The organism is Gilliamella sp. CG16 (assembly GCF_046635785.1).
In the GTDB taxonomy this organism is placed as follows: Bacteria; Pseudomonadota; Gammaproteobacteria; order Enterobacterales; family Orbaceae; genus Gilliamella; species Gilliamella apicola_I.
Genome location: NZ_JBIDFL010000004.1, coordinates 226,683 through 239,376 on the forward strand (window position 1 = coordinate 226,683; position 12,694 = coordinate 239,376).

At 35.5% G+C, this 12,694-nt stretch carries 11 protein-coding genes; 4 read left to right on the forward strand and 7 right to left on the reverse strand.

Going from position 1 to position 12,694, the window contains the following annotated elements; all coding sequences use genetic code 11:
• The first annotated feature begins 174 nt into the window (after positions 1-174).
• The gene (locus ACGH47_RS06525) at positions 175-1,275 is read left to right on the forward strand and encodes a phosphoethanolamine transferase (RefSeq protein ID WP_267360629.1); all 1,101 of its coding nucleotides are present in this window, start codon (positions 175-177) and stop codon (positions 1,273-1,275) included.
• A 78-nt stretch (positions 1,276-1,353) separates the two neighbouring features.
• Here ACGH47_RS06525 and tkt read toward each other — a convergent pair whose 3' ends face one another.
• The 5 genes from tkt to ACGH47_RS06550 form a co-directional block, all read right to left on the reverse strand.
• Positions 1,354-3,360 carry a transketolase gene (gene tkt / locus ACGH47_RS06530; protein WP_267360627.1) on the reverse strand — a complete coding sequence of 669 codons (2,007 nt, stop codon included), beginning with the start codon at positions 3,358-3,360 and terminating at the stop codon, positions 1,354-1,356.
• 123 nt (positions 3,361-3,483) lie between these two features.
• The gene (tal, locus tag ACGH47_RS06535; RefSeq protein ID WP_267349642.1) at positions 3,484-4,434 is read right to left on the reverse strand and encodes a transaldolase; all 951 of its coding nucleotides are present in this window, start codon (positions 4,432-4,434) and stop codon (positions 3,484-3,486) included.
• A 360-nt stretch (positions 4,435-4,794) separates the two neighbouring features.
• A complete protein-coding gene (locus tag ACGH47_RS06540; protein ID WP_267349643.1) occupies positions 4,795-5,025 on the reverse strand; it encodes a FeoC-like transcriptional regulator in 231 nt (76 codons plus the stop codon).
• A 95-nt stretch (positions 5,026-5,120) separates the two neighbouring features.
• Entirely contained in the window at positions 5,121-7,418 is a 2,298-nt protein-coding gene (gene feoB / locus ACGH47_RS06545) for a Fe(2+) transporter permease subunit FeoB (RefSeq protein ID WP_411623024.1), read from the reverse strand.
• Entirely contained in the window at positions 7,415-7,657 is a 243-nt protein-coding gene (locus ACGH47_RS06550; RefSeq protein ID WP_267349646.1) for a ferrous iron transport protein A, read from the reverse strand. The genes feoB and ACGH47_RS06550 overlap by 4 nt, the downstream gene beginning before the upstream one ends.
• 353 nt (positions 7,658-8,010) lie before the next feature.
• On the opposite strand from ACGH47_RS06550, the gene ACGH47_RS06555 reads away from it, so the two are divergent.
• The 3 genes from ACGH47_RS06555 to ACGH47_RS06565 all read left to right on the forward strand — a co-directional run bounded on the left by ACGH47_RS06555 (position 8,011) and on the right by ACGH47_RS06565 (position 9,834).
• Positions 8,011-8,367 (forward strand): ArsC family reductase, encoded by a 357-nt coding sequence (locus ACGH47_RS06555; RefSeq protein ID WP_411599746.1) that lies wholly within the window; start codon positions 8,011-8,013, stop codon positions 8,365-8,367.
• 13 nt (positions 8,368-8,380) lie between these two features.
• Positions 8,381-9,517, forward strand: a complete 1,137-nt coding sequence (dapE, locus tag ACGH47_RS06560; protein ID WP_411623025.1) for a succinyl-diaminopimelate desuccinylase — start codon at positions 8,381-8,383, stop codon at positions 9,515-9,517.
• Positions 9,518-9,642: 125 nt separating this feature from the next.
• Positions 9,643-9,834 carry a hypothetical protein gene (locus tag ACGH47_RS06565; protein WP_267349651.1) on the forward strand — a complete coding sequence of 64 codons (192 nt, stop codon included), beginning with the start codon at positions 9,643-9,645 and terminating at the stop codon, positions 9,832-9,834.
• A gap of 31 nt (positions 9,835-9,865) precedes the next feature.
• Here the strand turns inward: ACGH47_RS06565 and cysZ are convergent, their stop codons facing one another.
• On the reverse strand, positions 9,866-10,678 hold the full coding sequence (gene cysZ, locus ACGH47_RS06570) for a sulfate transporter CysZ (RefSeq protein ID WP_411623026.1): 813 nt from the start codon (positions 10,676-10,678) through the stop codon (positions 9,866-9,868).
• Positions 10,679-10,749: 71 nt separating this feature from the next.
• Entirely contained in the window at positions 10,750-12,693 is a 1,944-nt protein-coding gene (locus ACGH47_RS06575; protein ID WP_411623027.1) for a tRNA(Met) cytidine acetyltransferase TmcA, read from the reverse strand.
• Position 12,694 lies beyond the last annotated feature (1 nt).

The following is a 12,694-nucleotide window of genomic DNA, read 5'->3' on the forward strand; positions in this document are numbered from 1 at the left end:
TTGATTACCTTTTTACTAATAATCGCTTTTGTTCTTATATTTATCAAACTGCCATTTCCTACTGTTCACAATTATTACCTGTTTATTTTTACATTGATTTTATTGTGCTATAAACCGATTAAAGCGTATATTAAGTTTATCCCGACCCCTTCTCATTCACTGTCTGAAGAGATAATGGATAATGTGAAATATCCTTTTTTTGAATTTTATAAAGCGCTTTTTACCAGTGGAAAAATTTATTGTTCCGAGAAAGAAGCACAACTTAAACAAATTGAACAACAAAATACGATTCCTATTTTATCGGTTAATCCAGACCACAAAAATTACCTTATTATTATTGGTGAAAGTGTCCGTAAAGATTATATGAATGCCTATGGATTTAGTTATGACAATACGCCTTTTGCCACTCAACATGCAAATGTGATATGGGATGGTTTAATCGCACCCGCTTCGAATACGCAAGCATCTGTCCCTCATTTGATTAGCCAAGCTATTTATTCAGACGATAAAATAGTGAATGCTCAGTTAAATAATAATATTGTTAGTATTGCTAACGATGCAGGATTTGAAACTTATTGGCTTTCTAATCAAGGCAAACTCGGAAAAATTGAGATTACCGTACCTCGCATTGCCGCTTATGCAAACTATAACTTCTACACCAAAAAAGGGGAATATAATGGTAAGTCATCACACGGAAAACATGATACTTTATTATTACCAGAATTAGATAAAATATTATCAGATAAACAGGCTAAGCCAAGACTGATCGTCATGCACCTTATGGGTTCTCATTCCAATTTTTGTCGTCGATTACAATTTGATATTCAATTCAATCTATATAACGAAAATATTTCTTGCTATGTCAGCAGTATAAAAGAAACGGACGACCTGATTAAATCAACAATTGATATACTAAAAAAACATAATGAAGATTATTCGCTTGTCTATTTTGCCGATCATGGTCTTACCCACTTGGATCAATATCAAGATTTAAGACATAACTGGGAATACCAAAATAGCTACGAAGTACCTTTTATTTTCTTTGATTCGAAAAGTACAACACAACAAAAAATTGAGAAAAAAATCTCAGGTTATCAGCTTGTTTACTTGTTAAGTAAATGGATGGGTATCACCTTAGATGTTTCACATGAATATATGCAAAACAAGTTGACAGATATACCACACCAAACAAAGATTAAAATTAAAGATTGGAAAAATGAGTTATATCCTTATGAGAAATTAAAAAAAGATCCGAATCCTTTTTTTATCAAATAAAATCATAATATCTTAAGATAGATCCAAAAAAAAACGCCATTATCTAAATGGTAATGGCGATTTAAACAGGAATTACAATTATTTCAATAAATCATTGGCTTTTGCAATCACATTTTCAACTGTAAAACCAAATTTTTCAAATAACTGTTCAGCAGGTGCTGATTCGCCAAAACTTGTCATACCCACAATTTTGCCATTTAGTCCCACATATTTATACCAGTAATCACTAATCCCGGCTTCAATCGCAATACGCGCTGTGACCGAAGAAGGTAATACCGACTCTTTATAAGCGCAGTCTTGTTTATCAAATGCATCGGTTGATGGCATTGAAACAACCCGTACATTTTTCCCCGCTTTTGTTAATTGATGATAGGCTTCTACTGCTAATTCGACTTCTGAACCCGTCGCAATTAAGATCAACTCTGGCGTTCCTGCACAATCATTTAAAATGTAACCGCCACGATAAACATTGGCTAATTGTTCAGCTGTTCGTGGTTGTTGTTTAAGATTCTGCCTTGAGAAGATCAATGCTGTTGGCCCATCTTTACGTTCAATGGCATATTGCCATGCTATGGCTGATTCAACTTGGTCACATGGGCGCCAAGTACTGACATTTGGTGTTACCCGTAAGCTTGCCATTTGTTCAACAGGTTGATGGGTTGGTCCGTCTTCACCTAAGCCAATTGAGTCATGGGTATAGACAAACAGTGAACGAATCTTCATTAAGGCAGCCATGCGTACCGCATTTCGTGCATATTCCATAAACATTAAGAATGTTGCCCCATAAGGAATAAAGCCGCCATGAAGTGCAATACCATTCATAATAGCAGACATACCAAACTCACGTACACCATAGTGAATATAGTTACCATCCGGATTGGCTAAAATTTCTTTTGAGCCTGACCACATTGTTAAGTTACTTGGTGCTAAGTCAGCCGAGCCACCAAGAAACTCAGATAATACTGGTGCAAAAGCTTCAATTGCATTTTGTGATGCTTTACGCGTCGCTATCGTTGCTGGGTTTGCTTGCAATTTATTGACAAAATCGGTAGCCACTTGTTGCCAATTTTCTGGTAAATCGCCTTGCATTCGTCGTTTAAATTCGCTTGCAAGTTCTGGATATGCTTTGGCATAAGCTTCAAAGCGAGTGTTCCACTCATCTTCGATTTGTTTGCCTTTGGTTTTCGCATCCCACGCTTCATAATAAGCTTTAGGAATATCAAACGGCGGGTAATTCCACCCAAGTGCTTGACGGGTTGCTTCAATTTCAGCATCTCCCAGTGGTGCACCGTGACTGTCATGACTGCCCGCTTTATTTGGTGATCCAAAACCTATAACTGTTTTACACATCAGTAAAGAAGGTTTATCGGTCACAGCTTGTGCTTGTTCAATCGCTTGAGCAATGGCATTTGCATCATGACCATCAATACCGCGAATAACATGCCATCCATAAGCTTCAAAGCGTTTCGCGGTATCATCAGTAAACCAACCTTCTATTTCGCCATCGATTGAAATACCATTTTCATCATAAAATGCAATGAGTTTTCCTAATTTCAGTGTTCCAGCCAATGAACAAGCTTCGTGTGAAATCCCTTCCATCATACAACCATCACCCATGAATACATAGGTAAAATGGTCGACTATAGTATGACCTGGTTTATTAAATTGTGCAGATAAAGTTCTTTCTGCAATTGCCATACCAACTGCATTAGCAATGCCCTGTCCTAAAGGTCCGGTTGTGGTTTCAACGCCCGGAACATGACCATATTCTGGATGCCCTGCTGTGATTGAATGCAACTGACGGAAATTTTTCAAGTCATCAATGCTAACTTTATAACCGGTAAGATGTAGTAAACTATAAATTAGCATCGAAGCATGACCATTTGATAATACAAAACGGTCTCGATCTGCCCAAGTTGGATTGTTCGGGTTATGTTTTAAAAATCCACGCCAAAGTACTTCCGCCATATCAGCCATACCCATAGGCGCACCCGGATGACCTGATTTTGCTTTTTGTACACCATCCATGCTTAATGCCCTTATCGCATTTGCAAGCTCGCGGTGAGATAGCGTCGTTGCATTCATGTTTTAATCTCCAAAATATATTTTAAGTTATTCAAATTCATTTTTTCTGTATTTTTGAAACAGATTTATATTATTAACTTTATAAAAAAAAGTGAAAGGGGAATGGTGATTCCCCCTTTATTATTATAGAAGTGTTGCAATCATCTCTTCTAATTTACCTTGATCCACCGCAAAGGCACGAATTCCTTCTGCCAATTTTTCGACAGCCATGGCATCGCTATTATGTTGCCATCTAAATTCAGACTCGGTAATCGGTGCAGGTCGTTCAACGACAGTTTGATTTGGATACAGTTTTTGTTCAACAGGCGCTGTTGAATGTTGCATTTCAGCCAATAAATTTGGCGCAATCGTTAATCGGTCACAACCGGCTAATGCTAAAATTTGTTCAACTTTACGGAAGCTTGCCCCCATAACTATCGTTTTATAACCATGTTGTTTATAGTAATTATAAATATTACGTACTGATACCACACCTGGATCTTGATCGGCAATATAAGGTTCAATTGGTTTTTTAGCTTGATACCAGTCATAAATACGACCAACAAAAGGCGAAATGAGAAACACATTGACTTCAGCACAAGCACGTGCCTGTGCAAATGAAAATAGTAACGTTAAATTACAATTAATGCCCTCTTTTTCAAGAACTTCGGCAGCTTTAATCCCTTCCCATGTTGAAGCAATTTTAATCAAAATTCGTGATTTATCGATACCTTTTTGTTGATAGAGTTCTATAATTCGGCGGGCTTTTTCGATACAAGCTTGTTTATCAAAAGATAAACGAGCATCCACTTCTGTCGAAATTCGTCCGGGTACAATTTTCAAAATTTCCGCACCAATATTGACAGCAACTTGGTCACAAGCATTAACTAATTGTTGTTCTTTGCTACCACCTAATTTTTTTGCAGTTTCAACTGCAGAATCAATCAGATAACGATATTGAGGAAGTTGAGCGGCTTTTAATACAAGAGAAGGATTCGTGGTTGCATCTTCTGGTGAAAACTGTTTAATTGAATCGATATCACCTGTATCGGCAACAACGACGGTTAATTTTTTAAATTCATCTAATTGACTCATATACTTCTATATCCTCTACAGCTTCAATTTTCTAAAAGATTATAATAGCATTTATCTAGTGATAAAACGACTTAGTGACTCGTTATTTTAACGTTTTTATACATTTAACAATAACCTGAAATAGATAACAAAAAAGCAAAATTTTCACACAGTTGTGATAGCAATTATAGCTTGTTTATCTCTACTATCAGTTTGTTATTTTTACATTATAAATTGATTTTTTAATGTGACCTAAATCACGAAATTCACTTTATCAATATGAAAAATATCTCGATAAAAAATCAATCTAGTATTTTTCAGCTAATCGTTAACGCTATTTTGACCAGCCCTAAAACAAAAATGCATGATATTAAATATTGACTAAATCCATGCATAAATCGTTTTATTCGCAAAATTACAACCAGCACAGTTATCACATTTTTTCGACTGACAAAAATCGGGTTGTTCTACAACGATGAGTTGCATCACTTTTTTCTTTACCCAAAAGTTTAGTATCGGCATAAGGGCACTTTCAGGCAATCTAAAATGACGTGCTATATCTTGCAATTCCACGCGCCCTTTTAATTGTACATAATCACGAATCGAGGTCATTAACATTTTCTATATTAGTCTTATAGGTTTTACCTACTTTGTTCTCCAGAGAATCAAATGATAAAAGCAAATCAATCACAACATGATGATTTTCTTTATTTTTTATGATTGAATATATTATTTTTCTTGAATGAATCATTCCCCACTTTGCGCAGAATAAACATCATCAATGTTATCAATAGTCCACAAGCGAACAACCAATAACTTGCAGTATTTGAATAGGCAAGTTGTGTAAATTGATAATAGATTGTCGCCACCAACCAAGCAATTGTGAATGTCCATACTGCAACAAAAATCATCCAACGCCACCCTGCTTCACGATAAATAGTCCCTAATACTGCTGTACATGGTGTATAAAGTAAGATGAATATTAAATAAGCTATTACGGCTGACGAAGACGTAAATGATGTCTTAATTTTAGAAATAGCAGTGGAATTGATCGCTAAATCAGTTTGTAAAGTATCGATATCATCATTTAATGATGACAATCCAAGAGGGTCAGTAATCGTTTCAGACAAAGCAAATAAATTATCTGGAATAGTGGCAAAAGCCGATTTAATGTCTTCAAACCAATCCGATTGTTCATCATCTTCTGGTTGACTATCCATAGAATAAAGTGAATTTAACGTCGCAATGATGGACTCTTTTGCAAAAATTCCCGTAAAAATGCCCACTGTTGCTGGCCAATTTTTGTTATCGATCCCCATGGGTTGAAAAACAGGTGTGATTTTTTGGCTTATGACTGATAATACCGATTGATTAGTATTTTCATGTCCAAAGGTATTATCTGTTCCCCAAGAGTTGAGTAAGCTTAAAATCGTCACCATAATTACAATCGCTTTTCCGGCTTTGAATATAAAACTTTTCAAGCGTTGCCAAGTTAAGCGTAAAATGCTACGAAGGGTTGGAATTCGATAAACTGGCATCTCCATAATAAAGGGGGTTAACTCACCTTTTAATAACGTGTTTTTTAAAATCATCCCCGACAGGACTGCGACACCAATACCAAGCAGATATAACATAAATACAACGAAAGAAGCATGAAGCGGGAAAAATATAACCGCAAATAATGCATAAACCGGTAATCTTGCCCCACAAGACATAAAAGGGATCATGCAGATAGCCATTATACGATCTCGAGAACTTTCTAATGTACGCGTGCCCATAATTGCTGGTACACCACAGCCAAAGCCCATTAACATGGGCACGAAAGCTTTACCCGGTAAACCGATAAAACGTAAAACCCGATCAACCACCATTGCGGCACGCGCCAAGTAACCGGAATCCTCTAAAAAAGATAAAGCAAAAAACATCGCGGCAATGACAGGAATAAACGTTGAAACAGTTTGAATCCCATTGCCTATGCCATCAGACAATATGACACGAACCCAATCGGGCGCATGAATAAATTCTAATAAACCTGCGGTTCCATTGACAAAAATTGTTCCGAAAAATTTTTCAAAAAAATCGATAAATACCGAACCAAAATTGATAGCGACCATAAACATGGCATACATCACAATTAAAAAAAATGGTATCCCTGTAAAGCGTCCAAGCGTAATTTTATCGAACTTTTCTGAAATATCGGGACTTAATTCTCGAGGTTTAGCAATAACCTTTTTACACACTTGATCAATCGTTTCATATCTGGCACTTGCTAGCGCAACATCAATTTCATTATCACACCATGCCGAAAGGAGTTGTCGACAAATTTCAAGTTTTTCTAATTCAAGTGAATTAAACTGATCTGTGTTGTGTCCTAATAAAGCTTCAATTAATTGCCAGCGATTAAGTTGATGAACACGACTTTCTTCTGGTAACTCACTAATATAACGAGTCAACAGTTTTTGCTGAGATTGTCCTAACGTGTCTATAGAAGGTTGAGCTTTTTGCTTATTGACAGCTCTATTTTCAATTGCTTGATAAAATGAATTAATACCTAATTTTTTGGTTGATGAAATAGGTACTACAGGACAACCCAGTAAAACGGATAATCGTTGGTGATCGATTTTTTCGCCCATATTCTTAACCGTATCAATCATATTGAGTACAACAATCATCGGTACTTGTAGATCAATCAATTGAAATGTTAGATATAAGCTTCGCTGTAAATTGCTGGCATCAATAACATTAATAATGACATTATTTTTTTCTGTCAGAACAAATTCACGCGTTATCCATTCATCTTGCGACATTGAAACCGCATCAGACTCAATAGAGTAAGTCCCCGGTAGATCTACGACCTCGTATTGGTGATGGAGATAAGAAAATAAACCTAATTTTTTTTCAACTGTTACACCAGGCCAATTACCGACTCGCTGTTTTGATCCTGTCAGTAAATTGAACAGTGTTGTTTTGCCACAATTTGGATTTCCAACCAGTGCTATTTTCACTCATTTATCTCCGTTACTTCAATGGTTGCTGCTTCACGATGCCTTAGACAAAGAAAAAATCCACGTATTTTAATTTGAAGTGGGTCTCCCAAAGGTGCCACACGAACAATCGAAATTTTACAGCCTGGTGTTAATCCCATTGCCAGTAACTTTCTACGAAAAGGTAAGGATTCAGGTAATAGACGAGAGATAACCGCCTCATTTCCTAAAGGGAGGTGATTTAATGTTAATACTGACATTAATGTTCCTGTGAATTATGCTAGCACGTTTTATTCTGCTTATTTTAAAAAATATTCACCTATAAAAATAGTTTTAAAATGCGAATAATTCGCAATATTAATATTTAATATTTAAAAAAATAGAAAAGCAACTTTAAAAAATAAAATTTATGTCAAAAATAAGGATTAATATGTTTTTTTCAAGTGTTTTGTTCTGAAAAACAAAAAGAATCTGAATAAGGTTAAATTCAAGCGATTAATCTTTCGATTATTCATTTAATTAATGTTTAGATTACTCAGCCAATTCAAAATTAGAGATTCGGTAAGACAACTGATATAATTTGACTTTATACTTTGCTTAAGGAATGAGAATTATGTTAACCATTTACGGTATTAAAAACTGCAGTACAATGAAAAAAGCGTTCACATGGCTTGATGAAAATAAAATCAAATATCAATTTCACAATTACAAAACAGATGGACTGTCAACTGAACAATTACAGACTATTTTGAAATTCGTTGATTGGCAAAGCCTACTCAATACACGGGGTACAACATGGCGTAAATTGGATGAATCAGTACGTGCTAACGTTGACAATGAGCAAGCTGCGATGAAACTGATGCTGGACAATCCTTCAATTATAAAACGACCGCTAATAATCAAGGGTAAGCATGTATTACTCGGATTTTCAGACGAAAGTTATTCGCAATTTTTCAAACAACAACAATAAAACCGAGATCATTATGACAGAGCCTGTTATTGAACTAACCAAAGCATTAATTGCCGAAAAATCGATAAGTCCGGATGATAAAAATTGTCAAAATATCCTTATCGAGCGCTTAACATCACTTAACTTTATCATTGAAGAATTCAATATTGGTCGCACTAAAAATCTTTGGGCTTATCATGGCGATCCGTCAGAAACAACACTTATGTTCGCTGGTCATACCGACGTAGTGCCTGCTGGCGATGAAAACCAATGGCTGTATCCCCCATTTGAGGCAACAATTGATACTCATGGTGTACTTTATGGCCGTGGCGCATCAGATATGAAAAGTGGTGTCGCAGCAATGATCTGTGCTGCTGAAGATTTTGTTAAAGCAAACCCCAATCACCGTGGTCGTGTTGCGTTTCTAATTACCTCTGATGAAGAAGCTGATGCAACCGATGGAACAGTTAAAGTTGTTAATCGTCTTATTGAACGTCAGGAACGTGTAGACTATTGTATTGTAGGAGAGCCTTCTTGTGATAAGGTTTTAGGCGATCAAATTAAAAATGGGCGTCGAGGTTCTTTGACAGCAAATTTAATTATTCATGGTATGCAAGGTCATGTCGCCTACCCTCATTTAGTTGACAATCCTGTTCATCGATTTGCCCCTGCATTGGCTGAACTGGTTAATACGGTTTGGGATAATGGCAATCAATATTTTCCGCAAACCTCTATGCAAATTGCAAACATTCAGGCAGGCACAGGAGCTGAAAACGTTGTGCCCGGTGATCTATCGGTGCAGTTCAATTTTCGATACAGTAGTGAACTCACTGACGAATTAATTAAAACCCGCGTTGAGCAACTTTTACAAAAGCATAAATTAAACTATACGTTAAATTGGCGTTTATCAGGTCATCCGTTTTTAACGCCGCAAGGTGAACTGACTCAAGCTACAGCAAGTGCGATAAAAGAGTACACAAATATTGAGACAAAATTATCAACAAGTGGCGGAACATCAGACGGACGTTTCATTGCAAAAATGGGCTGTCAGATTATCGAGTTTGGGGTATTAAATAAAACAATCCATAAGATTAACGAAAATGTAAATTGTCAGGATATCATCACACTGAAAAAAATTTATCAAAGAATTTTGGAAAAATTACTCGTTTAATAAGATTGGCTAAGTTATCTAACTTGTTAAATCTGCTCAAACAAAATTTGAATAGATTATTTAATGCTACTTTGGACATTCGACTAAACGAGCGTCACTAACATGCATCCAACAAAGGTAAAAAAATGGAGTGGATAAAAGATTATTGGTGGGTAATTTTATTATTCATCTTAGGTATTTTTATTAATGCCATTAAAGCTCTCAATAAGCTTAATTTTAAGTCTTACATTGATAAAAAAGGAATTAAACCCATACCTTATGATGATGAGGAGAATAACCAAACTCCAAAAAGTGGTGAGGATAAAAACAAAAAGTGATTAATTTCGAAAAAATTAATCACTTTCTTCCCTATCGGATATCGTTAATATCACTTTTAAATAAAGCTTGATGGCGATAACGATCGACCCACATCGCAGTTGAGCCACAAACTGCAATTGGCATAATAATTAGGTTTAATAGTGGCACCATAGTAAAAAAACTAACTAAAATACCGTAGACTAAATTATCAACTTTATCCTGCTTAAGTAACTGACGCATACGATGAAAAGTAATCTTATGATTATCGAAAGGATAATCAGCGTATTGAATATTAATTTGCCATGCAGTAAATAAAAACCAAATTATCGGTGTGACTGTTTGACCAATAACAGGAATAAAATACGTTAATAATATTGGGATAGACCATAATACATAATTGATTAATTTTTGAATTTCACGACCAAATATTCTAGGTAAATCTTTGATTAAACTTAACCAAGAAGTATCGGGTGCAGGTATCCCCGTTAATTCAGCTTCAACTTGTTCGGCAAGCAAGCCGTTAAACGGTGCAGCAATAAAGTTAGCCACTGTACTAAAAAAATAACAAAATAATATGACTAAAATCAGAATCACCATAAAACTAATAATATAGCCAAGCCAAGAAAGCCACCCCGGTACATAAGATAATCCCCAGTCAACCATGCCGGTAATTGTGGAAAAAAACCAATAAAATAGCGCTGACATAATCACCATATTCGCCAATAAAGGCAAGAATACAAAATGTCTAATTTTCGGGCTGAATGCTAAGGACCAGCCTAACAGAAAATATTCAAATCCCGATCTACGCCGATCATGATTAAAATTTGAATTAAATCTTAATTTATCTACATTATTACTCTTCACTCTTGTTCCTTTTAAACATGAAATAACGCTAAATTCAACTTATCAGCATGGTTTTCAATAAAACAACATTGCTATTTTTCATAAATAACTTCATTGTTACTATTCAACCATTGCTTAACCTCTTGTTTAATTGTTTCTAATAATGCTTTTCGCCCAGTCAATTGAAATTGCTGAATGATCGCATTGCCTTGATTTTTATTTTTCAGTAAAGCACCTAAGACAGATAATTTCACTCGATTATTTTGCTTATCATTAAATTGTTGTAAGCGACATAATGAAGCATAAGTTGCTTCGAATGCTCGATGAAAATAACAAAATCCGTATAATTCCATAATATCTTGCTTAGTCAATTGCTGATCAGTATCAGCAATAAGCATTTCATCAAATGGGAGTGCGATGATCTCTTTTAGCCACATCATGTTACGTTGTAACTTTTTGGATAGCACGTTAACCAAATTTATACCATTTTGGTTAATCGGTTTTATTGCCATTACCGAATATGTGCCACTACTTGCCTCTAAACGACTACCAACATGTACAAGTACAAAACCTACAGATGACCAAAACTGATAATTTTCCCTACTATAGGCAAAACTCACGGATAAAAAATCTTGATGTTGTTTTTTTGCCACTTCATAAGTATGTTGTATCAATTGCGTTGCAATATTTTGTCTTCGATAAGAAGCTATCACTGCAATGCGATTTATTCTGACAGATTTTAATTTTGCTGCTTGTTTAACACCTGCATGGGCTACCAAAGATTGTGCAACCATATTTCCTTTTGGTCTACGGTTACCCTTCCATATTTCTTCAATTAAGTCATCCGGTAAATCTCCTTCCTTAACCGTTATGGCTGCACCAATTAGGTTATGACTCTGTTTAGCCTGCCAAATCGTCAAATTTGTCGCATCTAAAAGTCGCCTTAAATCAACTAACGTAGTTTGATAATGGGCTGTTTTCAGTAAATAAAAGATCTCCTTCAAACTACTTAAATCATGACGCGCTACTATGGAATAATCAATTGGCTTTGTATTAATAATTCGCTGATTTTCTGCTGATATTAGTCCATTGAGAACTAAACAATCAGTAAAATATTCTAACTGATCATCGCCATTCCACCGAATTGGTTTTTCAAGATGAAAATGATCACATTGCTTATCATTTAATAATTTTAATAAAAAACCTTGTCCGGTACCTTCGTAACCTTCAACCGTAGTAGTCAGTAAAATACGGCTTTTGTCTAAATTCACGAGTTGCAGCAATTTTTTTAGCATTGGCAAAGGTATCATGGCTGCTTCATCAATAATAAGATAGTCAGCAAAATCATCGACACCTTTTTCGATTAATTCATCAGGTGCATAAAAACGAACATCAGATTTAGCAAAACGAAAGAAAGTGGTCAGCGATTTTTTGTTAGGAGCCGTAACAATGCAATGTCGATAGTGAGAGAATTGACCTGCCAAAGCGGATTTTCCCCTACCTCGTTTTGCCGTGATAACATGGATAGGCTTATCACTGTTTAACACTTGTTTTAATGTGTGTTGCTGTTCATCATAATCAGGCGATGTCAAATAACATTCAGAAAAGTTATTTTTTTTGAAACCGTTAAATTTAGAGATAGTGTGCTGTAAATGGTTTATAAAATTAGGCACAGGTATTGGATAAGCATCTTCATTCCAACGTAAACTATCTTTGTCTGCCCAAAGATTATAATTTTCAGGCAATAACAAAATCAATCGGCTTCCTTTTACAAGCGTTCCTGACAACATGGCAAATGCTTCTAAATTAAATGACTGAGTTGCATCAAAAATGGCATGTAAATACTCTTGTCCTAAAAGGGTTTTAGTATTAGATATTGATACGATATTTGGCACATAATTTGATAAAATGGCTTGATCACTTATTGTGATCCAATCCCCTTTATGTTGCTTAATGATGTCACTTAATTGACTGAATAATTTCGTTACATCACCACGCAACACCCATAAAGTTCTGGTGCTATCAAGATTAATCATC

Excerpts from the sequence above, each read along its gene's own strand:
- ACGH47_RS06525 (WP_267360629.1), top strand. The coding sequence starts at position 175 with ATGGATAATGTGAAATATCCTTTTTTTGAATTTTATAAAGCGCTTTTT.
- tal (WP_267349642.1), bottom strand. The coding sequence starts at position 4,434 with ATGAGTCAATTAGATGAATTTAAAAAATTAACCGTCGTTGTTGCCGAT.
- dapE (WP_411623025.1), top strand. The coding sequence starts at position 8,381 with ATGACAGAGCCTGTTATTGAACTAACCAAAGCATTAATTGCCGAAAAA.
- ACGH47_RS06555 (WP_411599746.1), top strand. The coding sequence starts at position 8,011 with ATGTTAACCATTTACGGTATTAAAAACTGCAGTACAATGAAAAAAGCG.
- ACGH47_RS06550 (WP_267349646.1), bottom strand. The coding sequence starts at position 7,657 with ATGTCAGTATTAACATTAAATCACCTCCCTTTAGGAAATGAGGCGGTT.
- ACGH47_RS06540 (WP_267349643.1), bottom strand. The coding sequence starts at position 5,025 with ATGACCTCGATTCGTGATTATGTACAATTAAAAGGGCGCGTGGAATTG.
- tkt (WP_267360627.1), bottom strand. The coding sequence starts at position 3,360 with ATGAATGCAACGACGCTATCTCACCGCGAGCTTGCAAATGCGATAAGG.
- ACGH47_RS06565 (WP_267349651.1), top strand. The coding sequence starts at position 9,643 with ATGGAGTGGATAAAAGATTATTGGTGGGTAATTTTATTATTCATCTTA.
- ACGH47_RS06575 (WP_411623027.1), bottom strand. The coding sequence starts at position 12,693 with ATGATTAATCTTGATAGCACCAGAACTTTATGGGTGTTGCGTGGTGAT.